At 33.8% G+C, this 24,732-nt stretch carries 27 protein-coding genes and 3 pseudogenes; 6 read left to right on the top strand and 24 right to left on the bottom strand.

What is annotated here, in order from left to right:
* From arsC to QNH24_RS13365, 11 genes are all read right to left on the bottom strand, one after another.
* Positions 1-420: an arsenate reductase (thioredoxin) gene (gene arsC, locus QNH24_RS13415; protein ID WP_283868100.1), complete on the bottom strand. Its 420-nt coding sequence runs from the start codon at positions 418-420 to the stop codon at positions 1-3.
* Positions 421-441: 21 nt separating this feature from the next.
* Positions 442-1,500 (bottom strand): ACR3 family arsenite efflux transporter, encoded by a 1,059-nt coding sequence (gene arsB / locus QNH24_RS13410; RefSeq protein ID WP_283868099.1) that lies wholly within the window; start codon positions 1,498-1,500, stop codon positions 442-444.
* On the bottom strand, positions 1,493-1,819 hold the full coding sequence (locus tag QNH24_RS13405; protein WP_283868098.1) for an ArsR/SmtB family transcription factor: 327 nt from the start codon (positions 1,817-1,819) through the stop codon (positions 1,493-1,495). Before QNH24_RS13405 ends, arsB begins: the two co-directional genes overlap by 8 nt.
* Before the next feature lie 481 nt (positions 1,820-2,300).
* The gene (locus QNH24_RS13400) at positions 2,301-4,259 is read right to left on the bottom strand and encodes an FRG domain-containing protein (protein WP_283868097.1); all 1,959 of its coding nucleotides are present in this window, start codon (positions 4,257-4,259) and stop codon (positions 2,301-2,303) included.
* Positions 4,260-4,564: 305 nt separating this feature from the next.
* On the bottom strand, positions 4,565-4,915 hold the full coding sequence (locus QNH24_RS13395; protein WP_283868096.1) for a helix-turn-helix domain-containing protein: 351 nt from the start codon (positions 4,913-4,915) through the stop codon (positions 4,565-4,567).
* A gap of 154 nt (positions 4,916-5,069) precedes the next feature.
* Entirely contained in the window at positions 5,070-5,705 is a 636-nt protein-coding gene (locus tag QNH24_RS13390) for a TnsA endonuclease N-terminal domain-containing protein (protein ID WP_283868095.1), read from the bottom strand.
* Between the two features lie 596 nt (positions 5,706-6,301).
* The gene (locus QNH24_RS13385) at positions 6,302-7,117 is read right to left on the bottom strand and encodes a permease prefix domain 1-containing protein (RefSeq protein WP_283868094.1); all 816 of its coding nucleotides are present in this window, start codon (positions 7,115-7,117) and stop codon (positions 6,302-6,304) included.
* Positions 7,104-7,454 carry a PadR family transcriptional regulator gene (locus QNH24_RS13380; protein WP_283868093.1) on the bottom strand — a complete coding sequence of 117 codons (351 nt, stop codon included), beginning with the start codon at positions 7,452-7,454 and terminating at the stop codon, positions 7,104-7,106. Before QNH24_RS13380 ends, QNH24_RS13385 begins: the two co-directional genes overlap by 14 nt.
* Before the next feature lie 228 nt (positions 7,455-7,682).
* Positions 7,683-7,874 carry a hypothetical protein gene (locus tag QNH24_RS13375; protein ID WP_283868092.1) on the bottom strand — a complete coding sequence of 64 codons (192 nt, stop codon included), beginning with the start codon at positions 7,872-7,874 and terminating at the stop codon, positions 7,683-7,685.
* 109 nt (positions 7,875-7,983) lie between these two features.
* The gene (locus tag QNH24_RS13370; protein WP_283868091.1) at positions 7,984-8,640 is read right to left on the bottom strand and encodes a YolC/YozM family protein; all 657 of its coding nucleotides are present in this window, start codon (positions 8,638-8,640) and stop codon (positions 7,984-7,986) included.
* Between the two features lie 264 nt (positions 8,641-8,904).
* Entirely contained in the window at positions 8,905-9,960 is a 1,056-nt protein-coding gene (locus tag QNH24_RS13365) for an ankyrin repeat domain-containing protein (protein ID WP_283868090.1), read from the bottom strand.
* Positions 9,961-10,100: 140 nt separating this feature from the next.
* Here QNH24_RS13365 and QNH24_RS13360 point away from each other — a divergent pair, with 140 nt between their 5' ends.
* Both QNH24_RS13360 and QNH24_RS13355 read left to right on the top strand, forming a co-directional pair.
* On the top strand, positions 10,101-10,226 hold the full coding sequence (locus tag QNH24_RS13360) for a hypothetical protein (protein ID WP_283868089.1): 126 nt from the start codon (positions 10,101-10,103) through the stop codon (positions 10,224-10,226).
* A gap of 111 nt (positions 10,227-10,337) precedes the next feature.
* The gene (locus QNH24_RS13355) at positions 10,338-10,868 is read left to right on the top strand and encodes a hypothetical protein (RefSeq protein WP_283868088.1); all 531 of its coding nucleotides are present in this window, start codon (positions 10,338-10,340) and stop codon (positions 10,866-10,868) included.
* Positions 10,869-11,789: 921 nt separating this feature from the next.
* Here the strand turns inward: QNH24_RS13355 and QNH24_RS13350 are convergent.
* Positions 11,790-12,275 carry an exosporium glycoprotein BclB-related protein gene (locus tag QNH24_RS13350; protein ID WP_283872834.1) on the bottom strand — a complete coding sequence of 162 codons (486 nt, stop codon included), beginning with the start codon at positions 12,273-12,275 and terminating at the stop codon, positions 11,790-11,792.
* Positions 12,276-12,942: 667 nt separating this feature from the next.
* Positions 12,943-13,884, bottom strand: coding sequence for an oxygen-dependent tRNA uridine(34) hydroxylase TrhO (gene trhO / locus QNH24_RS13345; RefSeq protein ID WP_283868087.1), 942 nt, complete (start codon positions 13,882-13,884; stop codon positions 12,943-12,945).
* A gap of 722 nt (positions 13,885-14,606) precedes the next feature.
* Between trhO and QNH24_RS13340 the strand changes: the two genes are divergently transcribed.
* The gene (locus QNH24_RS13340; protein WP_283868086.1) at positions 14,607-15,077 is read left to right on the top strand and encodes a DUF2975 domain-containing protein; all 471 of its coding nucleotides are present in this window, start codon (positions 14,607-14,609) and stop codon (positions 15,075-15,077) included.
* A gap of 112 nt (positions 15,078-15,189) precedes the next feature.
* Here QNH24_RS13340 and QNH24_RS13335 read toward each other — a convergent pair.
* Together QNH24_RS13335 and QNH24_RS13330 are read right to left on the bottom strand one after the other, a co-directional pair.
* Positions 15,190-15,279: pseudogene (locus tag QNH24_RS13335) on the bottom strand (IS3 family transposase); the annotation flags it as partial.
* Between the two features lie 190 nt (positions 15,280-15,469).
* Positions 15,470-15,721, bottom strand: a complete 252-nt coding sequence (locus tag QNH24_RS13330; RefSeq protein ID WP_283868085.1) for a hypothetical protein — start codon at positions 15,719-15,721, stop codon at positions 15,470-15,472.
* Positions 15,722-16,272: 551 nt separating this feature from the next.
* Between QNH24_RS13330 and QNH24_RS13325 the strand changes: the two genes are divergently transcribed.
* The gene (locus QNH24_RS13325) at positions 16,273-16,548 is read left to right on the top strand and encodes a YqhV family protein (protein WP_283868084.1); all 276 of its coding nucleotides are present in this window, start codon (positions 16,273-16,275) and stop codon (positions 16,546-16,548) included.
* 319 nt (positions 16,549-16,867) lie between these two features.
* On the opposite strand, the gene QNH24_RS13320 is transcribed toward QNH24_RS13325, so the two are convergent.
* Entirely contained in the window at positions 16,868-17,581 is a 714-nt protein-coding gene (locus QNH24_RS13320) for an SDR family oxidoreductase (protein ID WP_283868083.1), read from the bottom strand.
* Between the two features lie 20 nt (positions 17,582-17,601).
* Positions 17,602-18,153, bottom strand: a complete 552-nt coding sequence (locus QNH24_RS13315) for an NAD(P)H-dependent oxidoreductase (RefSeq protein ID WP_283868082.1) — start codon at positions 18,151-18,153, stop codon at positions 17,602-17,604.
* A gap of 364 nt (positions 18,154-18,517) precedes the next feature.
* Here QNH24_RS13315 and QNH24_RS13310 point away from each other — a divergent pair, with 364 nt between their 5' ends.
* A complete protein-coding gene (locus QNH24_RS13310) occupies positions 18,518-18,856 on the top strand; it encodes a winged helix-turn-helix transcriptional regulator (protein ID WP_283868081.1) in 339 nt (112 codons plus the stop codon).
* 131 nt (positions 18,857-18,987) lie between these two features.
* On the opposite strand, the pseudogene QNH24_RS13305 reads toward QNH24_RS13310, so the two are convergent.
* The 5 genes and pseudogenes from QNH24_RS13305 to QNH24_RS13285 all read right to left on the bottom strand — a co-directional run.
* Positions 18,988-19,152 (bottom strand): annotated as a pseudogene (locus QNH24_RS13305) (MFS transporter); the annotation flags it as partial.
* A gap of 84 nt (positions 19,153-19,236) precedes the next feature.
* Positions 19,237-19,741 (bottom strand): annotated as a pseudogene (locus QNH24_RS13300) (radical SAM family protein); the annotation flags it as partial.
* Positions 19,716-20,267, bottom strand: a complete 552-nt coding sequence (gene adaB / locus QNH24_RS13295; RefSeq protein WP_283868080.1) for a methylated-DNA--[protein]-cysteine S-methyltransferase — start codon at positions 20,265-20,267, stop codon at positions 19,716-19,718. The pseudogene QNH24_RS13300 and the gene adaB, both read right to left, overlap by 26 nt.
* The gene (locus QNH24_RS13290) at positions 20,251-20,889 is read right to left on the bottom strand and encodes a bifunctional transcriptional activator/DNA repair enzyme AdaA (RefSeq protein WP_283868079.1); all 639 of its coding nucleotides are present in this window, start codon (positions 20,887-20,889) and stop codon (positions 20,251-20,253) included. Before QNH24_RS13290 ends, adaB begins: the two co-directional genes overlap by 17 nt.
* Positions 20,890-20,952: 63 nt before the next feature.
* Positions 20,953-21,666: a 2OG-Fe(II) oxygenase gene (locus tag QNH24_RS13285; protein WP_283868078.1), complete on the bottom strand. Its 714-nt coding sequence runs from the start codon at positions 21,664-21,666 to the stop codon at positions 20,953-20,955.
* A gap of 166 nt (positions 21,667-21,832) precedes the next feature.
* Between QNH24_RS13285 and alkA the strand changes: the two genes are divergently transcribed.
* Positions 21,833-22,744 carry a DNA-3-methyladenine glycosidase II gene (alkA, locus tag QNH24_RS13280; protein WP_283868077.1) on the top strand — a complete coding sequence of 304 codons (912 nt, stop codon included), beginning with the start codon at positions 21,833-21,835 and terminating at the stop codon, positions 22,742-22,744.
* A gap of 499 nt (positions 22,745-23,243) precedes the next feature.
* Here the strand turns inward: alkA and QNH24_RS13275 are convergent, their stop codons facing one another.
* Together QNH24_RS13275 and QNH24_RS13270 are read right to left on the bottom strand one after the other, a co-directional pair.
* A complete protein-coding gene (locus QNH24_RS13275; protein WP_283868076.1) occupies positions 23,244-23,867 on the bottom strand; it encodes an SdpI family protein in 624 nt (207 codons plus the stop codon).
* A gap of 2 nt (positions 23,868-23,869) precedes the next feature.
* Entirely contained in the window at positions 23,870-24,151 is a 282-nt protein-coding gene (locus tag QNH24_RS13270; RefSeq protein ID WP_283868075.1) for an autorepressor SdpR family transcription factor, read from the bottom strand.
* Positions 24,152-24,732: the final 581 nt, after the last annotated feature.

Genomic DNA, 24,732 nt, shown 5'->3' with positions numbered 1-24,732 from the left:
TTATTTCAACTCCTCAGCTACAAATTGTTCAATACGTTTGCCAATAGCATCACGGACATTTTGGAAAACTGTCCATTTCTCTTCTTCTGTACCTGATGCCTTTGCTGGATCTTCAAATCCCCAATGCTCACGACGAACATGTTGTGGCGTCATCGGACACTTATCTGCTGCATCTCCACAAAGAGTAACAACTAGTGTTGCATTATTTAATGTCTCAAAATCAATTAGATCAGATGTATGATTCGAAATATTAACTCCTACCTCAGCCATAGCTTTGATAGCTTTCGGATTTACACCATGTGCTTCAATACCAGCACTTTTAATTGTCCAATCTGTAGGCAATAGTTTTCTTGCCCACCCTTCCGCCATTTGACTACGGCAAGAATTCCCTGTACATAAGAAATAAAGTGTGTTTGTCATATTAAGTGCTCCTTATAATTCTTATAATTTAATAGTTTTAAAATATTTCTTTTGCCATCGTAGAGCAACCCATACAAGTCCAATGAGTACCGGTACTTCAACAAGTGGACCAATAACAGCGGCAAAAGCTACTCCACTATGAAGTCCAAAAACGCCTACTGCTACAGCAATGGCTAACTCAAAGTTGTTACTAGCAGCTGTAAACGAAAGAGCCGCTGTAACGGGATAAGATGCACCAGCTTTACGAGAAGAAAAGAATGAAACAGCAAACATCACAACAAAGTAAATGAATAATGGAATAGCGATTCGTACTACATCAAGTGGTAGTTCGACTAATTTTTCACCCTTTAATGCAAACATCATCACAATAGTGAAAAGCAGTGCAATCAAAGTAAGTGGGGAAATCTTAGGTAAGAATTTTTCTTCATACCACTGTTTTCCTCTTGTTTTGATGCCGATCCATCGTGTTAGAATTCCGGCTGCAAATGGTATTCCTAAGTAAATAAGAACACTTTTCGTAATTTCCCACATGGAAATCGATACATTAAAATTATCTAAGCCAAACCAACCAGGTAAGACATTTAAGAAGAAGAAAGCAAAAATCGAATATGTTAAGATCTGAAAAATGGAGTTAAATGCAACAAGACCAGCAACATATTCTCGATCCCCACGAGCTAGATCATTCCAGACGATAACCATTGCAATACAACGAGCCAAACCTATCATAATGAGTCCAGCCATATACTCTGGGTAATCTCGCAAGAAGATAATGGCTAAAAAGAACATTAAAAATGGACCCAATAACCAGTTTTGGAAAAGTGAAAGCAAAAGAACTTTCCAGTCCTTAAACACACGCCACATTTCCTCATATTTTACTTTTGCTAAAGGTGGATACATCATGACAATTAACCCTAAAGCAATCGGTGTAGATGTGGTCCCGATAGACATAGATTCTAATGCTTCGCCAATATTAGGCATTGTAATACTAAATAAAACACCTATCCCCATCGCTACAAAAATCCATAGTGTAAGGTAGCGATCAAGAAAAGATAGTTGTTTCGTTAAGGATTCATTACTCATTTACATCTCCTCCTATATGGCAACAATCTGTGCCACAATCGCATCCAGTTACAGGCTGGATTTGTTCTAAAATGCCCTTCATCAACGGCGTTTGGTCCTCAACTAAACGATAATGTTTCCAAGTTCCTACTTTTCGCTCAGTAATAATGCCTGCCTCCTTTAATTTTCGAAGATGCTGACTAACTGCTGGCTGTGATATCCCTAGAACATCCACAAAATCACATACACATACCTCCCCATTTTTCATGCATGCAAGTAGTTTAATGCGATTCAAGTCAGCTGTTGCCTTTAGTTGTTTTTCAATTAGTGTGTTTTCCATATCTGCTCTCCTTGTATAATCATTTACTTATATATATTTTAAAATAAAATCCTGCGAAAATTACAGGTGATTAAATTGATATATAACTATACACTTATATTATGCTTAGTAAAAAAAAATGCAATAGCTTTTTTCGATACAACATTTTTTGCAAAGTCTGCCACAATATATTTTTAGAAAAGAATTCTATGTGATTTTTATGTTAATACATCGAGCTTTCTGCTTTTTATTCAACCCCTAAAAGTTATTAGATATTAATTTACAAAAATAATATGGATTAAAAGTGCTCTATAATTAATTTATCAGAGCACTTTTATATCTAAGTAATTTAAAAAATAGAAACCTGAATCTTGAATCTACTTACTTTCAAAGAATCAATTTTCCTTTTTAATTTACAATAAATCTAACTATCCTCAGGCATATTGCAATTTACATTCAGCGTCTAAGATTTCTTTATTTACTGTTGTTTACTAAACTCATATTAGTTCAGCGTAATAATTTTACTATAACTAATAGTTGGACCTATTCCCTCTCTTTTAACCAAAGGTCCTTTTAATCGCTCATACTCGATACCGGTCTTCGAAACAAACTCTTTGCTTTGTGTTCGAGGAATAGATAAAGTTATGTTACATTCATACTTTCCGGGTGTGAAACCCTGTCCTTTATCACTAAAAAAATTACTTTCAAATTTTCCTTTGCACACAGTTGTACGGTCTGATCCTTTAGAAAATCCTATCAATAATGATGCACCATCAAATAAATTTGTTTTTCCCATAACTTTTACATACCCCTGTTCATTTTTAAGAATAGAGACATTTATCTCTACGTCTAGCGCATCAGAACAAATAGGCAATGTTTCGGTATAGCAAAACTTTTCTTCTATTTTCTCCATCGTGTACCTCTCAAAATCATCTTGAGAAATATTTAACAGTTTTTCAATATGTAAATACTCTTCATTAATTTTATCAGTAATGCTCTTTATTTCCGATAAATTACGTTGAATTCTATATTGTATCTGTTGTTCTTTATAATCTTCTCGTAGCAAATAAATAAAAATATTGTCTAAAGTCGATATTACTTCTTTTGGTTTCGTTATAAACTCATTAATAAACTCTTTTTCAGTTATTCCAATATCTCCTGACTGCAAAAAGATTTCTCTTACTTTACTCTGATTCTGTATAGCAAACTTTCGCATTTTTTCAATATCATCACAAACCGATAATAATTTTTCACTCAATGATTGCACTTTATTAAATAAAATAATGGTTTTAACATATACTTCTTTATCTGAATTGAAGAGATGTTTATCAAAAAAATCCCCATAGACCGCGTATCCTGTATTTTCAACCCATTGATATCCAGTTAAATCTGCTTCAGCCCATTTCGTAGGTGACATTTTTTCTGGAAGTGCTGGTGATACCCATTGACCTCTTATCAAATAATTATCGGATAAAAAATCCTTTTCATTTCTAGCAACATATAAAAATATTACATCAGCTAAATGCTCATTATTTTCTTTAATTATCGACCCTATTTTTTTTATTTCCCTACTTGATACTTTTTCTGTTAATGCTATGTAAATAGAAATCCTTCTTACTTTTCCACCATATACATTGGATTCTTCAGTTTTTTTTATTATAAAAGCTTTTGTTAAATCTCTATTAGATACCGAATATTTTTCCTTCAGATACTGAGCAACTGAAGGTAAATCTGGATACATCCACGTCAAATTATATCCAATCTCATCTAGTTCTGCTTTAATACTCTCTTTCTTTTCAAAAGGAATTCTAAATGTCATAGTTGGCTTATATGAATCAAGATTTAAGAGATGGCGATTAACCCTTCTGCTTTGAATGGTATTTCCACAAATCGCAAAAGTACCTTGCTGTCTTTTTAATCGCTCGTTTTCCCAATGACCCTCTTGTTTAATAAATGGTGTCGATGAAATGTATTTAAAAATTTCATATTCTTCTATTGTTTCACCATAATTTTCTGCGTATGCCCTCTGTAAAGTCGAAATATTATAATCTGGTGAAAACGCTAGTATTGATAGTAATTTAACCTCTTTGCTGGTGCTTTCTTTGCTTTTTTTCACAAACATATACACGTATCCGTCATCACCGTTTTTTGTATCCGTAACAGCAAAAAAAAGAGCAACTAAAGGATCAGTCGTTACATCTACTAGACGAGTAGGAATTCCATAATGCTGCATTTTAGCAAGTTTTTCTAAAGGAGAATTGCATTTGCTAAAATCCATTTCAGCAAGTTTTATAGCTTCTTGATTTATATTATATTCATTAATTAGATATTCATCATCTCGAGCAATGCTAGATTTAATTGAGGGATATAAAGCTGCCTGTCCTCTAAAATATTTTTCAAAATATTGCTCATACCATTCCAACGCCTTTTGATAGTCCAATATTGAATTGATTTGTTCCACTTACACTTTCCTCCTTACTTTTCGAAACATTATAAATTGCATTAGTTTAAACGATGACTTCTGAACAAAGAAAATATATAAATGAATAATTAACCATTGTTTCCTACTTGTACATAATTATAGAATAACAGATTCCAATGAAATAACTATATATTATAGTTACTTGAGAAGTTTTACGACTCTTTTCTATCCTTTGATTTGTTTAGAGAACTCAAAAACACTGACTTTTTTGAAGGATAAAAAATAAACCACTCGGATGAGTGGTAAACTTGATGATTCTTTATGGATTTTTTTATTAATGGACTTCATTTTTCAAATGTATTAAATATTTCATTGGCAATATTTAATATTAAACGAACCTCTACTTCACTTCTATCCTTTATTAGATTTTGCAAGATCATAATCAATTCTTTTTTTTCAAAATACTTATTATCGAAATTGATAGTATCAAATTTAAAGATACTGCTAGGTGTTTCTTCCAAACCTTCAGTAATCTTTTCTAAGGTTTGGATAGTAATATTCCTATCCCCTCGTTCAACCCCGGCCAAATACGAAGTTTGCAGACCGCATTTTTCAGCCAATTCTTCCTGAGTGAGTTTTTTCATTTTCCGTATTTCTTTGATGTTGCTACCAACTAATTTGACTAAACTTTCCACAAAATCACCTCACATTTAGATTATGTGAGGTTTGTACTATCTTACAGTTACATATAGTATAAATTTGATTGAATTATGTACTTATATTGCATCCCACGAAAAAATATTTAGGTCTTGAATTGAAACATCTTTTTCTGAAAAAACCTTCGCATTTTTATCTCCACACCTCCGTATACTTACCTAAATGTTTTACATCAAAATTACATTTAATACTTCCCTCATAAAACAGAATGCATAAAATATTGAATAATGTATGAAATTCGATATTTGTTTCATTTTCTATTTGTTGAATAGTTTTTGGCTCTTCAATAATATGTTTTTTTATAAAGTCATTGGTCTGAGAATTTTGATTTACTGAATTATTAACTTGTTTTATTAATAGTTTAAGATTTGATAATTTAATTGGATTAAGTCTGATTTCCCTTTCTGTTTTAATTAAATGTTTTATTTGATTCGCCCTGCACCAAACTTTTTGACCATAAATTTGTTTTTCAACAGATTTTTTTAATAAATCGTTAGTATATTTAATTTCAATAAATGCTTCCTCACCATTTTTATATTTTACCCACATATCAATTATGGATGAATGTGTTCTGTCGTCTTCAATGATTTCCATTTTAATCGGTTGTTCACAAAAAGTGATTATATCCGGATCAGTTTCTACCTGAAGCCAATGCTCATATTCTAAATCGCTAAATAAATAGACCACTCTTTTTAACTTATTACTGTATGCTAACCATCTATTGTTGCCATATTTTTTACTAGCGTCAGTAATTAAAGGTTTGTACAATATAAGCACCTCGTCTTTTATTTTTTGAATTTTCAGAAAAAATGTATAGAAGTTCTTGTCTTTATTATACAAAATCTAAAAGTTCTTGTCCTTAATTTTGGACAAGAACTTTTAGACACTGCGACAAACCCATCTTCTTTTCACGTGGTTTTTAAAGCATTTTGATTCTTTGAACACAAACTTTTAGACACTTTATTTTAAATGAGGACAAGGACTTTTAGACATTTTATTCTTTGTAATCAAGAATTTATGGGATTTTTTATATTTTTGGACAAGAACTTTTAGACACTTTATTTTTACGGACAGATGAAAATTCATATTTATGCGGATTTACAACGTTAAGAAATATACACGATTTTATGCAAAGTGAAGAACAAACCAAACAAGTAAAAATACTGCTACTTCAACCGTTTACGCTACCTGTATAAAAAGACGTATAAACAATGTTCATAAGAAAAGCCACGAAAATATTAATTTAACAACATTTCGTGGGCTTTTGGTGTGTTTCCAAGCTTGCGTTTGGGAACGTTTATTAAATTTATTTTGCATAACTTATAAATCCTTGTTTCACTAAACCCGTTAGTTTAATAATGAAATTAACTATTTACCTTTGATAACTGTTTATTTCCAACCAATCGGTAAGTAAAATAACCTACAATATTTAATAAAGCAAACACAATAACCCATCCAATATTTAAACGCCTATGATGATAAACGTTAATAGTTGCCCATATAGTAAATAATGTCCAATAAACAACGATACCTACTAAAAGTAGAATAATAGCTGTTCCTTCATAACTTTTTGATTCAATACTAACATGCCAAGTATTGTTACTTTCGCCATATCCAATGTAATTTAGAAATCCTATGTTATTCCAAATACTGAATTTGTTTCCCTCTCGAACACTATATATTGGTTCGGTGCCTTCAGCAGAAGAAAATAATTTTTCATGATCATATATGCTAATTCCAGTAATTCTTCCGCTATTTTGTACAATTTCCCGAATATCGGTTTCAAGTTGTGTTGGTATTCCTTCATTATCGCCTAAACTGTTAAGAATTTGAGAAGCGAACTGATTATTTTGATTAACCTTACTTTTTTCGATAGGCATTACAATACCAAAAATAAGAGTAGAAATTAAAAGAAATGCAATCGCTGTATAAAGCACCCATTTGGCAAATGCTTTTTGTGCTTTAAATAATTGACCGACAACAGAACGCATTTCTTTTTCACCGCCAAATCGTTCAATCGCTATTTCAATTGCTTTTTGCTCTGACTTTCCTTCTGTTTTCAACTCGTAAACTGCTTCTAGTAAATGACTTTTCATTTCTGCTTTTAATTCATTTATTTCTTTTTTATTTCCACCGACATTTTGATAAACGGAATCAACAAATGCTTCAATTTGTTTCATTTTTTTTTCCACCTTCCAAAAACGAATCAATTAATTTTTTTACAAATTCCCATTCCTTGCGTTTAACCTCAAAACCTTCTGCACCTAAAGGCGTAAGCCTATAATATTTTCTTCTTCCTCCTGGTCCTTGTTCATCCCCCCAGTAAGATTCAATCCATTTATTGCTTTCTAATCGCTTTAAAGACAAATAAAGCGTACCTTCTTTTAATTCAAACTGTTCATCGCTTTTTTCTCGAACCAATTTGGCTAGCTCATAACCATACATATCTCTTGTATGTAAAAGCGATAGGATTAACGTATCAATATGACCTTTTAGAACTTCTTTATTTACTTCCAAATTTTTCACCTCCCAATTCATTTATAAAACATATTACTTAATAATGCAAGGTATTATTTCAGGAAAGATACCAAAATGAAGGTTTGGAACATAATGTTCATAAGCAGCCAAAAAGCCCCCGTTCAAATGAATGGGGGTGTATAGTTACCTAACTTTCGTTTGGGAACGTTATTCGGTTTAGTTATGTATACGTTTGCACTAAATCCCCTGTTAAAGAACTTAACTTTGTTAAAGTTTTTCTAATTGGTTCAATGGAGCATCACATACACTAACAAAAACATCCCCTTTAACAATCCTTCCATCAGATGTTGTGACCACTATTGTATGGTCACCATAAGAAGCAGCTGATTGGACCCATGTAGTAGAACCATTAGCCACTAAATTATAAGTTTGTGTGTGACTACTCTGTTGAATTTGCACGGTTACATTTCTCCCTGTATTGTTTGTAACATGAAATTTAAAGACCTTCGAATCTGATGGTTGTGTCCAAGACGTTTTATAGATACCATTTCCTTTAAAAATATCTGTATCAGATATAAATTAAATGGTTTTCTGTTCCTTGAAAATCTTCAACAACATCACTGATTAAGGCATCTGATTCAATAGTACTTTCATCAACATGCTCTATCACCTGGATTTCATAGGAAATATCTTTTTTGGGTAGTTCAGCGCTCTTGGAAGCTAATACATCTTCTAGCTCTTTTTTCATGTTTTCGCTAGATCGTTCACTGGACTTAGGAATCGATATTTTTAGTATCGGTTCAGGTACAATTAAAGGAAGATACACTTGCACGTCGTTATAATTTTTTTCTTGTATATAATCATATACAATGCCTGAAACTATCGACATAAATTCTTCCGTCTCAACTTCTTGTAAACTTAATTTAGTAATATCGATGTTGAATTGGCTCAAATCTGTTTTATTTACATTTTTCTCCAAATACTTTTTCAGTTGTAATTCACTTTTAGTTTCATCCATTACAATAAAAATTGTTGAATCTGGGGTCTTTTGAAAACTTAATAAACCAAATTTATCCATCTCATTATCAAGGACAGATGCAATACGGTTCCATCGCTTCTCATCATTATTATTTTCATTAGAAAAACTATCATAATTGTTGGCATATATATTAGTTACTAAGACGACTACAAAAACTATTACTAAAACAGGAACAAACTTTCTCATTACAAATCCTCCCCTCTAGATTTATCATACCAAATTAATCCATTATTTTATTGAACAATACTGCGCCGTTAGTTCAATAAGAAAAAAGAGCTGTCTAAAACAGATCAATGATCTTCAAGTATAGCCCCTTTAGTGAATTTAAATTACTTATCTGGTTCATCAATGCATCACTTACGGCATACTATTCCCTTTTCTTAGCCGTTAAGTGCTTAGAAAAGAGGATAGTATTGTTTATAAAAATGCTTATTGGATTCGTTAAATATGTTAGCGCTTATATTCGGGCTGTTCTAAAATAATCGGATTCGGATTGCTAAGTACCCATTGCACTGCCAACTCGCATAGTCTCGCAGGTTGCTCATCTCCATCGCCTTTGTGAAGTTCTTTCGCTAAAGTGATAGACTCCTGAAGTGCAGCGTGATGTAATGGTGTCCCTAAGCTAATGTAATGGTTAAAACTTTTGAGCATTTTACGAAAATCATTATCCCAGTTGATGCCGCCATTATCTAAAATTTCGTATGAGACTTTACCAGTAATACGAATAACCTCTCCTTGTACAGTTTGCGCATGTCCTTGCGAAGGAATTAGCAAATTCCAAAGTTCATTATGTTGAGCCTGCCAGCCCTTTGTACTTACTGTTATTGGAGACGTACCATCATGCGTTTTTCGCTTCTCTACTGGTGGAACATCAAATAGCTCATAAAGACGGGAAAGTGCCTCATCCGTTTCGATCAAATATTCTTTATTAAAACCTTCTCTGTGAAATTCAAAGTCTTTTCCAATTCGCTTAATAGAATTTTTCATTTCCGGTGTCACAGCTATACTTGCGCTCAGAAAAATCTCAGAAACTTCCACTAGATCAACAATATTTATATTTCTACATACTGCTAAAGCTTTGTCTAAAGGTGTTTCATTCATCATATTTACTGCGCTAATATTTGCGCCTTTAGAAACCAATGTGCGCACAGCATTTGGTTTAAAAAAAGCGGCCGCAGCAAATAAAGGTGTTTCGTTTTGATAATCCAAGGCTTCTATATCTGCATCTAACTCAAGAAGTAATTCAATATTCCCTCGCCCACTTATTGCCTGATTATGTAAAGCCGATCTTTTGTATTTGTCTCTCGCATTTATATTTGCCCCCTGTTCCACGAGCCAGCGAACCAATTCATCCGGTACATTGAAAAAGCTTAAGGCTGTTGTTTTACTATAACCACCATATGCATCTAGCTCACACTTTGTAAATAACTCTTGTAATGCCGCAATATCACCTGCTTCAATTAGTTCATTAAAATTTTTCGGTAACGTTTTTCTCTTCCTCGACATATGTATTTTCGCTCCTTACATTAGATTTTTGAATATAGTTCATCACGTCATTCACCATATATATACCAATCTATATTTTACCATGTTATAATTTCTTTGCTATGAGAGTTAACAGTTAATTAAGAAAAGAGGTAATACTTATGCAACTGTTTTGCGAAAATGACTATAAAGAAGGTGGTATTACGCTTTTGGTAGTCCAAGAAAAAGTAAAAGGACGTTTAAACATTCGTGTTTTTTCCTCCTCTCGGCGAGAAATATTAGAGTAATTACGCTTATGACAGTATCCGTGACCCAAATTAGGAATTGATTCATATTACTCTAATGGGCAGTTTAACGTGGAATAATTTGTACGTAATAGTGACGAGGTGATCGTTTATATGGGAAACACAATAACTTTATGTGACAATTGCGATGAAAAAATTGTTGAGTCACTCTCTATGTCCAATGGCGCCACTAATGTGCTTCTCGATGTACTAGCATTAAGTGGGTCAGACTTAACAGTAACAACCAGAGAGAAAGAGTTTATCGTTTGGTTGAATCAAAGAGATCAATCAGTTGTAGGTATTGGAACTGTGGGTTTTAGCATCAGTGAGATGCCTTGGACGAAAAGGGATTTTATCGAGCTAAAGAGATTTTTGTTGTCTGTTATTGATGGTGCAATTAATAAATGCACATGGGAAGATTTAAATTACACCCCAAATGAGTACATGGTAGTAAGGAATTTAAATCATTTATGCTTATTAATAACTAATTTTCATGAAGAATTTGTAGATGAGAGTTATTACACTTACTGGGTTACAGACGAGTCAGATGAGGAACCTACTATACCTATTGGTTTCCCAAAATGTTCGAACCATAAAGTTCTTCTATCTTGTCATGGTTGCCTATTATGTAATAATGGCATGTAGTCATTCCTTACCAACAGTGTTGGTGGGTTTGGTTCAGTACGTCACATCATTAATATGATGGTCGTATTAATGAAGCCAACACCAGAAGATACCATCATCGATCGAGCAATGTGTTCAGCAGTTTTTTTCCTCTATACCACCTCATTAATCCCATATAGCGACTATACTTTTATGTCTGTTAGTTTCTCGATTATTATTTTGTATTTTCAAATGCTAGGATATATTTCTTGTAAAGGTCTGTATGATAATCTTCCTATTCCCTCTTTCAATCCCAATCAAATATGAGGTTTGCAGTCAGAATCTTTCAGCTAATTCTTCCTGAGTAATTTCAATTTCCGTATTTCTTTGATGTTGCTACCAACTAATTTGGCTAAACTATCCACAAAATCATTTCATGATAATAAAAAAGTTGATAAGGAGAAATACACCATATCAACTTTTTATCCTTTGTTAAGATATAGTATCAACTAGCTTAGTTTGTTCACTCTTATGAATTTTTTATGAATATTGGACAAATCTACATTAAACGATAATTAGCATTATTTAAACGAATAATCCCCTTTTGAACGATAAATTATAGGAACCATCCGATAATTAGAAAGTTGTGACCACGGTATTTATATTATGTAAACTAAAATTATTTTGGCGTGGAGGAGGGGCTTGGATGCTTCTTTAAGATCAATCAAATTTATCCAACAGATCAAAAATCGTAAAACATTAGATTCGCGGGGTTTTACATGTCATCTTTAAAGATGTGTGGAGGCTCCCACCTCCCCGCTTAAAATAGGTCTTGTATCCCTAAATAAAATTAAGTAAAAAACAACCGATAAACCCTTATATAAAGGTTCACCGGCTACATAAAAATATAGATTGAACTGAAGAAAGCAATTCTACAAGAATGGATGAGAACGGCATTGTGTTTTAAACAATATTAATTCCTGCACTCGCATTACCAATAATAATATCAACTGCAGTTTCCCCTGGTACTGATGAAATATAAAATACCATTAATAAACGATCACCTGCAGTTACTGGTACTGGTGGAATAGTAGCCGATGCAAATACTAAAAGGCCTACGGGTATAGGTTCTGTAATAGATGGAACTAAATCAACGCTAGCACTTGTACCAGTAAAAGTATTACTACCTACAGGTGCATGAAAAATTTGAGCACGGATTGTCACAGATCCTGATTCTACTTGCCCCGCGAGTGCATTATATGAGGCTGAAATAGCAGTTATCTTCCCGTCACGTGGGACGGTGAAGGCTTCACTTAAAAGACCGGTTAAATTAATCGTATTATTTACAAGAGGTACAAGGTCTACAGTAGAACCAAACCCTATGAGACTAGCAAGTCTATTGCCAAGTATATTTTCAACGACTGTTTGTCTTCCAGAGGAGAAGGGAATTATTGAACCACCTTGATTTTCACCGCCATTCCCAATTTCTTAATTTATACAATTGATATCTGTGGCCATAAATGGTCCTAAGTTATTACAGTCATTTCTTGCTGATGAACTATTACAATTATTTTTGCACACAAATTTCCCTCCTTTTATCGCTAAAACATGTGGAAGAACGTAAGTGAGAAGGGCTATAAACTTGAAAAATATTTAAGTTCAAATATTTTAGAACAACAAATTAAAAACACTACACAGATATTAATGAGGTACTTGATCTCATTTCCTCTTATCATAAAAAAAGGTGCATGATTTTAACCATGCTCCTCTCTAATTTATAAGTGTTCTCACTTCACTAGTCCTAGTAAAAAACACCTATTCTACCTTTATATACACTGTCTCGTGTAGTTATAATTTTTCAAAATTTGTGGCTACATCCTCTTTAGAAATCACTTCACTTGTATATTTTTCACATCCTGCGTTCCAACGCATGCATTTAGTCATTTACTTTTCTCTTACAAAAGAAAAAACACCCAGAGTAAGCGAGCAGACTAGTCCAATTTGGAAAAATGGATAGTTTGAACACTTACATAGAGTGTATTAAGTACCTCTATATAGATGGTTGAGGTTAAGATAGATAATTAATGACGTTTTTTGTTTAGACAGCTTTTCATGCTTATGCTTGTAACGCCTCAATTGCTTGAGCTACTTGCTCTTCTGTTAAATTGTGACGCACGATGTAGCGGTTGCGCGCATGCTTTGTACATTCGATAGTACAGCCACCTAAATGCTTTGCTTCATTTTCTTCAGATGCGATGATTTGCTTGTTACATTCAGGGTTTGCACAGTTAATATAACGTTCACAAGGTTCACCGTCATAGTGATCTCGACCGATAATCACATGCTCTACTTGATTGATTGGCACCGTTAAACGCTCATCAAATACGTACATTTGACCGTCCCATAATTGGCCTTTCGTAACAGGGTCTTTTCCATATGTTGCAATACCGCCATGTAATTGACCGACATCGCCAAAGCCTTCACGCTTCATCCAGCCCGAAAACTTCTCACAACGAATCCCACCCGTGCAATATGTTAAAACATTTTTCCCTTCGAATAGCTCGCGGTTTGCACGTACCCATTCCGGTGTATCACGGAAGTTTTTTACATCTGGTCGAATCGCGCCACGAAAATGGCCGACATCGTATTCATACGTGTTACGCACATCTAATACTACTGTATTTTCATCTTGCATTTCAGCAAGGAATTGTTCTGGTGACAGGTAGCGACCTGTTAATTCATGTGGGTTTACGTCTTCTTCTAAGCCTAAGTTTACTAACTCAGGACGCGGGCGTACGTGCATTTTTTTGAATGCATGCCCATCTGCCGCATCAATTTTGAAGACAATGCCTTCAAATAATGAGTCTGCTTGCATGTTTGCCATGTATTGCTCTGTTTGCTCAATCGTACCTGAAACAGTACCGTTAATGCCCTCATTGGCTACTAAAATACGACCTTTTAAACCGATTTCTTTACACATGGCTAAGTGCGTTGCCGAAAACGCAGCTGGATCTTCAATCTTCGTGTAATGGTAATATAATAAAACTTGATAATTCATTGTTTCCACCTATCATTTCATATATTTGCAGGATATACCTGATAGTGTCTTTTACGACCTATTAACCATACAGGATATTCATTTAATATGCTATCGGTAATTAGACTGAAATAGGTATAAAAATTGTTTTCAAAGAATTTGTGAAGTGGTCAGCGAACCTTTTTTATTTAAAAGTGTTATTCCACAATCTGGTCCGTTTGTGGAATAAGAAAAAATCCTGCTGATACAGGATTTTTAATAAAACTTTATTAAAATAATCAATGTTTAATTTAAACTATCGAACTTTGTTTTAAATGATCAATCTTTTTTATAAAACTACTTCTTTTTTCACAAAATTACCAAAGCATTAGTTAATAATTATTTTAAGAATACGTTCACTGCATTCCAAAACAGCTTCTGGCTCCCTTTCCTCAAGAGATCGAAAGTATCCGTATAAGCTGTATTGGTCGAACCTCCTTTACCTAATACTGTTAAATTTTTAAAGCCACTCTTAAAGAAATTTAATAATGCACCGTTCTTCAAGGATTCCTTATCCCAAATCAAGGCTATTAATTTTAATGTTAGCTAAACATTCCATTCTATAAGTAATCCTGCCTGTGCAAGCCACCATCGAATAACAATAATAATATAATAAAAAACGAAATAAATATATTGATAAACGATAATAAATAGACTAATATCGTATTAAATCATATTTTCATTAAATCAGTGAGGTGCTTCAAATGAATGTTAAACTAAGTTCAACTTTTTTCTTAAAGATCGTTGCTTTTCTTATAGGAATTGCGGTACTTGCAGTGTGTATATATTGGTTACCTCAAGCAGCTATACGAGATGCGAAAGTGCGTCCAGGAGATTACTCGATATATCCATTGTTAATATGTGCATATGGAGTATGCATTACGTTTTCTGTTGCGTTGTATCAAGCATATAAACTATTAAATTATATCAATATAAACAATGCTTTTTCAGAGTTATCCCTTAAATCCTTGAAGGTTATAAAAAAATGTGCTTTTACAATTATTTTCTTCATTTTGTTTTTAATAGTTTACTTAAGGGTTTTTGCTATGTTCACGGGTGAAGACGCAGCGGGTCCGATAGCACTTGGTTTATTAGGGATTTTAGTAACAGTTATCATCGCTGCCATTATAGACGTACTTCAAAAGCCTATAAAAAATATTCTAGAAAAAATGTAGGTGTTTATTATGCAAGTATAACTACTTTCCCTACTGAATTATGACCCTTAAATGAAAAATGTGCGCCTATTCTATTTTGAAATGACACCAAAAATTTAGACACTATATTAAGTTAAGCAGCTATGAAGGATTGAATTCGGTATTGTACCGAGCTCAATTCTTTTAATTTCTCTTTTATACGTTTGTGATTATAGTATTCAATACAGTTCAAGTTCACGCTTATTACTCAACAATATGGCCCTTTTCATGAATAAAGACGCTTTCCTTATTACGGAAAAGCCGCCTTTAATGGAATAACTAAACTTCATTTTGTGGCTTTTAAGTGCGTTTCCTAACTTTCATTTGGGAACGTTATTTCGATTTGATTTGTATAATTAATTCATTTCTTCAGTTTAAAACCTCTCTCCAAAAGTTGTCATTCTGACTTTAGTTAGATCAACAGAGTGAACTCTTTCATCGTTATATGTATCATCATCACCAAACCAATAAATTGTAACATCGGCAATATATGTTCTATCATGCATATACTCAATAAGATCTGTCCACATGTCTAAGTTTAAATTGTAATCTGTATGAACAGGTATATTTCCATTTTTGATTTCATTTAAGATATTAAGTATTATTTCTTGTTTTCCAATTAACAACACCACCTTTCGAACGATAAATTATGAGAAGCCTCCGATAATAAGAAAGTTGTGACCAAGGTATTTATATTATGTAAACTAAAATCGTTTGGTATGAAGGAGGGCTTGGATACGTCAACTCCCCATATATAAATTAAAAATGATGTTGCTTATGATTAATCTACTTTCTTATCAACAATGCACTAATGTCTCTTCAAATAACCCCGTTCTAATTTAGAACGGGGTTATAGTTTTGTTCAACTTCAGTTAATTAAACCTTCAATTTAACGGCTTGAATAATAGCTGAGACAATATAATTTTCTAAATTATAATTAGGTTCCCATTCACGGATATATTCTTTTGAATCATCTCTCGGTTCAATGATATTAATAAATACTTTGAACTTTTAACTACAAAATCACTTATTAAATTAACACTATAAAGCATAATATAACAAGTATATTTGATACGATTCATACATATATTGATTTAAGTATTTCATTAAAACAGAAGTCTATAATTATCCTAATGATGGAATTATAATATAAGCGAAAACTTTCTATAAAGATAGGATGATGACAATTATTGAAAAATCGCTTCTTGCTATGGCTATTTTACGCGTATTGTCTGGAAGTATTGAAGTATGTGCTGGATTGTTGATGCTAAAGTTTAATAGTTTAGAAAAAGCATTCTATATTAATACAATGCTTGCTTTGGTTGGTCCAACAGTTTTAATCGTAACGACTGCCATTGCATTATTTGGACTAGCTGATAAAATTCCTGTGACGAGAATCATTTGCCTATTTACGGGAATTACACTTATTATTATTAGCTCACATGTTAAGTAATAAAAAAGAATTCCTAAAAAATAATAAAATTCTTCAAAAAGAATGTTTTGTTTAAATATCCCCTTCAATTATTTCCGATAAGAAAAAAAATGGATTACCATTAAATTTGACTTCTTCGATACAATCCTTTACATCGGGTCCCTTCTAGTCTCATTCCCCATAGAAAAACACCTCCGCGTTGATTTGGGTAAGGTACAATACCCGTTTTTCAACGAAAGGTGTTTTTATTTGTCTCATTTTTTTAGGTCAGTGCAGTGCATAGTTCTACAAAAAAAGCGTTTTTTCTTGTTTCGGGGATATATATTCCTCAGCTGCTGGCTTAAGTTAAAATGTGACCACCTTCTACATGAAGAACAGTTCCAGTCACGAAACTATTTTGTAGCAAGTATAGTACGCTTTGTGCAACATCTTCAGCTTTTCCTATTCGTTTCACAGGGAGTTTATTTTCAACTGTATTATAGAAGTTATTACGTGCTTCTTCTGGCATTTTGCTACGGGAAGGTGTATCAATGATTCCTGGTGAAACGATGTTTACTCGGATCGGAGCAAGTTCTAATGCCAAAGTCTGGCCTAGATTCGAAATAGCCGCATTGACTGCCCCTAGAATTGCTGAGCCAACCATAGATTTGTAGGCTACAACTCCAGAGAATAAAGTGATTGAACCGTTTGGTAAAATTTTCGGAGCACCGTATTTCGCTGCATAATATTGTCCCCAGAATTTGTTTTCAAACAGTTGTCGGGCTTGCGCTGTATCCGTTTGTAGGAATGAACCGCCGGATGTTTCTGCTGCGCTTACCACAAGATGATCGAACTGGCCGATTTTTTCAAAGAAAGACTGGACTTGCTGTTCTTGCGATGTATCTAGAGTATAAGCGATTGCTCTAACTCCTAGTTGCTCTTTTGCATTCCGTAATTTATCTTCGGAACGACTGCCAATGATTACTTCTGCCCCTTGAGCTATTAACTGTTTAGCTGATTCCAAACCAATCCCAGAGCTTCCACCGATAATTACAACTTTTTTATCTTTTAACATGTTTTTCTCCCCCTAATAGATTAAAAATTAAATACCTCTTGCAAATGTATATCAAGTTCGGATACAAATTTTTCAACCTTCGGATTTTTGACTACATCATAACAAGAGAAACTCTTTAAAGGTTTCATTCCGAGAAATTTCTGTATACGATGTAAATGACTTAATGCATCTTCTAGGGTGCTCCCTTCAAAAAATTGAGTAGGATCTTTAAATGCGTTTTCAGGAGCATTCCAGGTTGTCGAAAACATATATTTCTTTTCAGTCAATAACCCGCCTTTTCCATACTGATCAGCACCCTTAAAAAATAAACCATAAGCATATACTTCATCCATATACGTCTTCAATAAGCCAGGGACACTAAACCAATAGATAGGTGTCTGGTAAATGACAATATCAGCCCATATAAATTTTTGTTGTTCTTCTTCGATTTTATATCCGTTTTGAATAATTGTTGTTTTTACATTGTTCTTTTCACTTAAAAAACTGACCAACTTGTTCATCAATGTTTGGTTCAAATTCCCCTCTGCTGAACTATACTTCTGATGACCGTTAATAATAAGTATATTTTTCATCTTAATCTAGCTCCTTCATTTCCATAATCTCTAAAATAACTCGCCTAGCGTATAGCCGGTAACCAATAAACCTACAACACTTAAGGTAAAATTCAAATCGTTTGCTACACCTGGAAGAAAAATCATGATGACGTACCAATAGCAAATGCGTTGAATAAGAAAGCAATGAATAAAAACGGTAGTTTGTTTCGTTGATTTCTTGCAATATTTTTGATCGCCTCCTCAATAAAGGTTCAACGATATTATATATATAGTAACTTCATTTACGGAAGTAGTGATCTTTATTTCATAAAGTTTCTGAAAGTATACTATTGTGATATGATAAGGTAAATTAGTCAAAAAAATTTTAGGGAGGATGTTTCAGATGAGTGTTATTGAACCAGTAGTGTTGACCAAAGGAGCACCAGGTGAGACTTGCCCCATTGCTAAAACGCTCGACGTGATTGGGACTAAATGGACTTTTTTAATTGTTCGTGATTTGCTTATAGAAGGAACAATGCGATTTAGTGACCTATTGAAATCAATGAATGGAATTAGCCCGAAAACACTTTCACTCCGTCTTAAGACACTAGAAGATCATGGGATATTGAATAAAAAGGTATTCCCGGAGGTTCCTCCTCGTGTGGAATATACGCTAACGGAAAAAGGAAAACAATTGGAAGGTATTTTCATTGAATTAAAGAGATTTGGATTAAATTTATAAATCTATTTTTCAGGCTATGAACTATACAAACTACGCTATCACGGCATATTAATAGTAATGTAAAGCTATTTTAGCCTTACACCTCCGAATTTTGTTACTAAGGGTCACTCCTATCCCAAGTGACCCTTTTAAGGAATGAATATAATCCCACGAAGCAAGGCAGCATTCGCCTCACTTGTTTCTAGCACCTCTAATGCAAAAAGAGGCAAAGCTACTACTGTAAACTGGGTACCTAACAAACTGATTGACTGTCCTAGCCAAAGCTTGTAAAAATTAAAATGTTTGTTATTTTTCATATGACACCTCTATTAATTCATATTTATAAAGAATTGATTAAATATCTTAATAATCCACCATTTTTTCTTTCTATTTTCTGCACTTAATTTTTCCAATGTCTTAAAGCGTGCCTGGATTGAGGGTGGTTTCTTAATTTGTCTCAATAATCATACTTACTCGAGCTTTATCTTTAAATTGTTGCAGCAAATCGATATCTCGACTGACAAGTGGGCTTCTAGTCTGAACTATTAGGAAGTTAGGAGGATCTTCTACCATAGAGGCGTCACTTTTTCCTTTTGCTCTATTGGTTGATAGGGGACATGTACTGGATAACATAAAAATGGTTACTTTCCCTTTGGTTTTGGCTCGATGGAGTTTTTTTAATAAACTTGCAGCTCCGTTTTTAACATCGATCCAACTCCCCCATTCTCCTTTCGAAAAAGCAATACAGGCATTTCACGTACATTACAATAGGAACACCATAAAACACCCAGTTTAAGGATTTAGTGAATGATTATACCCAGAAAGAAAGCCCTTCCCTTTATTCAGAATTGTTTTTTCATTTTCATGACAGAACCTCCATTCATTGTGTGGACAATAATGACTCATTGCTAGATAAAGCTCGCTTTTCCAAATCCAGGAGCAGTGTTTTCATTTCTAGTCCACCCCGATAGCCAGTTAATGAGCCATTCTTCCCTATTACACGATGGCACGGTACAGTAATTAATATCGGATTAGCCCCAATAGCCGCGCCTACAGCACGAACAGCTGCAGGTTTATTTATAGCATTTGCAATGTCGGAATAGGATTTCATCTGTCCATAAGGGATTTCACAAAGTGCATGCCAGACTGCTAGCTGAAATGGCGTACCTACATTATGAAATGGAACAGTAAAGGTTTTCCGCTTTCCTTCTAGATACTGCGTGATTTCAGCGGCAAAGGGTTGAAGCATTTCATCATCTTCAATAAAAGGGCTTCCTGGAAAACGTTTCTTAGCCCATTCGAACAATTCCTCGATTGATTTGTTCTGTGAACCTACAAAGACAAGCCACTTCGAGGTTGCAGCAATATAAAAATTCCAATCCTGAAAATCTAGTAAAGACCAATAAAGAGTTGGTTTACTCGTTGTTTCCATTGTACTTTTCCTCCGTTTTCTGATTTTGACGATACTGTGCTGGTGTCAGACCAGTTTTCTTTTTAAATAAAGTAATAAAATAAGGCGTATTAGCCATACCCACACAAATGGCGATATCTCCAATCGCTTTTTTTGTCTCAATTAAATACTTTTTAGCCGCGTGAACTCTAACTTGTTGTATATATTCAACAGGCGTAATGCCTTTAATCTTTTTAAATGTCCGATGCATATGATACGGACTCCCATGACATATATTTGCTAACGATTCGAGGGTTAATTTTTCTGTGAAATTTTTATCAATGTATCCAGTAATTAAATTAACCCACTCCCTATCAGGCAGATTTTCATTAGTAGGCTTGCAACGTTTACAAGGGCGAAAATTTGCGCGGAGTGCTTGTTCTGCGTTATGAAAAATACATACATTTTCTTTTTTCGGAACACGAGATTTACAGGAGGGTTTACAGAATATCCCTGTCGACTTTACTGCATAGAAAAATTGATTATTGTACGCTGTATCATTATTTATAATTGCTTGCCACTTTTCATCTGTTATCATTTCTCCATCATTCAAATTTCTATAGTCATGGCTCTCTTTATGTCCGTTATTGATACTATCCACCATTTATCTCACCTCTCCTTTCAATATATTCTCTGGATTTAAATAGCAAAATATTGAATTTCAATTTTACTTAGAATCGTGAAAAATAATTCCAAGACCGTATCGTGCTCCAGAAGTAACCGTGCTTACTCCGTGCCGAATTGTATTTTTGTAATATCCTTTTTTACCTAGAACAGGTCTATAGTTAGTAGGAAAGATCAGCGCACTACCTTGTTCTAAAGTAATGACATGTCCTCTACTCTGAGCACGAGGAATTTGTTCCACTAATAGAGATTCTCCACCGCAGAAGTCTTGATCTCGTTGATTTAAAACAAATACGACTTGAAACGGGAAAAATAGGTCGCCATATAGATCTTGATGTAAACAATTAAACCCTCCTGTTTCATACTTTAATAGTAAGGGTGTCGGTCTAGTTTGTTCATATTTTTCACAGGTGTTCAAAAAATCTTGAAGATGATCTGGAAACTGTTCTGTTTTCTTTAAATAGCCTAACCATCGATTGGCTGTTTTGACCAATTCTAAATAAAAGGACTCTCTTAAACTTTGGATGATTTCAGGTAATGGATAGGAAAAATATTTGTACTCCCCATTCCCGAAGCGGTATCTCATCATATTAATTGTTGTTCGGTATGACTCTTCCTCACAATACAATTCTATGAAGTATTCACATTCCTCTTTTGTTAAAATCACTGGAAGCTTTGCAAATCCTTGCTCATCTAAATCATTTTGAATTGACTCCCAATTTAAGTTTACGATACGTGTTTTAATATCTTGGCCCATTTTTATTCACTCCCTAGCATTCTAGATAACTAACACTATAACCGCATAAATAGAAAAAAATAAGGTGTTTAGAATGTAATAGCAAGATAACAAAATTAGTAAAGATTATTATGTGATAAAGTAAAATTACAATAGAAAATCGTAATAAGATGAGGAGAATGAAAAAGTGACATGGCATGAAATTAATGATGTTATTGTAATTACATTACCTGAAAATTTCGACATGAAAGTTAACCTAGGCTATCTAACAAGGGAAAAAAATGAATGCATGTATGAAATAGAGAACGATATAATTACAAAAGTTATAGCCATTGGGGAAATTCGGTCCTTAGTACAGGTAAGCGTAATAAATAATAAACAAATGGTTGTTCAATTCCTAAATGATTCTAGACCTATTGAAAAATGGAAACGGGAAGAGATTGTAAAATATATTCATGAATGGTTTGATCTAGATAACGATTTAACGCCATTTTATGAAATGGCAAAAGCAGACCCATTACTTAAAATGCCTGCCCGAAAATTCTACGGATTGCGAGTTGTCGGCATTCTCGATTTATTTGAAGCTTTATGTTGGGGAGTTTTAGGGCAACAAATTAACTTAGCCTTCGCGTACTCCTTAAAGAAGCAATTTGTAGAAGAATTTGGCGATTCTATCGAATGGAATGGTAAAAAGTATTGGGTGTTCCCACCATACGAACGAATTGCACAGTTAACACCTACCGACCTAGCAGATATTAAAATGACGGTAAAAAAAAGTGAATATATCATTGGAATTGCCAAATTAATGGCAAGTGGAGAATTATCGAGGGAAAAATTAATGAAAATGAACTTTAAAGATGCTGAAAAAAACTTAATTAAAATACGGGGAATCGGTCCTTGGACAGCCAATTATGTTCTAATGCGCTGCCTCAGATTCCAGACGGCTTTTCCAATCGATGATGTGGGTCTTATTAATTCGATAAAAATATTACGTAATATGAACCGAAAGCCTACGAAAGATGAAATCTTAGAAATATCGTTTCCATGGAAAAACTGGGAATCATACGCTACCTTTTATTTATGGCGTGTCCTTTACTGAATAATTACATCTTAAACCGAATTGTATTCAATAAAAAGAATGAACTTTAAACCAATCTTGTTGACCGACCTAATGAGGAAACATCTTGAATTTTAAGCAAAAGGCTGATAATCTGCCCCACTGCCAGTTCCTTGACGCTCATTAAACCACTTATCGATTTTAGATGTTCTTTTTCTTTTCGATACAAAAACACCCTTTAGATAATTATTCCAAAGGGGCAAAGCTCGACTTTATTTTAAACATTGCAACTTTGTTTAAATCCACAATTGGAAAGGTAACTTAATCCCTTTTTGAACGAAAAATTAAAAATTTAGACTAAGGTATTTATATTAAAAATAAATTGGCGTGAAGAAGGGCTTGAATACAATCCCTTGTGTATTTCTTAACTATACAAAAATATACCCTGCAGGTAGACTTTTTTAGGTGTCTACTCTACAGAGTACACTTTATAATAACTGAAGGCATGATCTTTTTAATAATCTCAGAGCTGGTTTCTTTATCACCGTAGCAATTTTTTATAATACCCAATGATAGAGATAATTACAGTAAGCAGCAGAAGAGTAATAAAGACCGGTAAAGATGCACCGCCAGGCACGAGTGTGCTAACTAGCATGATGAAGCCGCCTGCTACATATACCCGACCCATGAAAAGGTGAGACTTGCGAATTTCGATCCCATTATTGGTATCGTATACGGAAGTAGCCAGGCTAGAACCTAAATTCTCTCTCACTCTCGGAATAAAATTACCTATCACAATGAACACAGCACCTGTAACTAAAGGAGCAATGATATCCACGTTAAACGGATTACCCATGCCATAGGCCAATACCAGACCGTGAACTGGCAGAAGGATAAAAATAACTCCGTTCAGAATTGCATTAACCGGCTCAACGGAGCGCGGGCTTTTTTTATCCAATCCAAGCTTCTGTATCAATGCCATGCAGACAAACACAAGAATCATCATTACGGGAATCATGCTCACAATAAACTCTCTGGTAGTAGCGGTAGAATCACTTTGATACTTTGAAGCGGAAATAATGTTTTCAGGAAGCTGTGGGTAGCTCCATACACTTGCTAACACAGCTATAATGAAAAGCAATACCGAAAACCAGTACTTTTTCATAATTATTCCTCTCCCTTTCCCTTGTTATTATTGAATTGCATAAACCACTTCATTACTTCCTGTAATACAGTAGTATTGATTGAGTAAACAACATGCTGCCCTTTCCTTTCGTCCCATACCAATCCCCCTTGCTTAAGCAAGCCAAGATGATGAGAGATCGCAGGCTTTGTCATCTGAAAATGATTGGCTATTTCCCCAGCCGTTAAATCCTTATCCATGAGAAGATCAAGAATTTTACGTCTGGTCGGGTCAGAGAGCGCTTTGAATGTAAGATTTAACGTCATATTATCACCTACCTTTTCTGTTTAAATATTTAAATAATTATTTAATAATTAAATTAAACCACGCTGGCATCTTTTTTGTCAATATTGCAAACAACCTGATATAACCAATAAATTGTTCAACCGTTCGAATATGAATTTGTTCAGGATATATTTTCATACCGTCCGCAAACAGATGATTTATAGCCCTCCTGCAGCTGATACTGCTTGCAGAGATAAAGTCAAATAAATATGCCAATAATTCTATCTTGGTAATTTACGTTATTTTAATTTGATGAATTTTAGGGTTAGTTTATGAAAATTGTTAAAGTATTTTGAAGATATGTATTTTAAACGATAATCAACATTATTTGTACCAATCCATATTTACTTGAAATCTTGCCCCAATGGAAAATAACGAATCACCCATTTTAACCACATAAATAAACATTGAAAACCTCATTTCTCCATTATCATTAACTAAAATATATGTGTTGGCTGATTTGATTAACCTCAAATAAATGATCTTTTGAAACGTGACACCTACCATAATCCCATTTGTGAAATAGGCAAATACCCCATTCCAAAAGACTTTCCGAACATAT

The sequence above is a fragment of the Lysinibacillus pakistanensis genome (assembly GCF_030123245.1).
GTDB lineage: Bacteria > Bacillota > Bacilli > Bacillales_A > Planococcaceae > Lysinibacillus > Lysinibacillus pakistanensis.
Note: the sequence above shows the minus strand (reverse complement) of the source record. Positions and strands in the feature narration are given on the sequence as shown.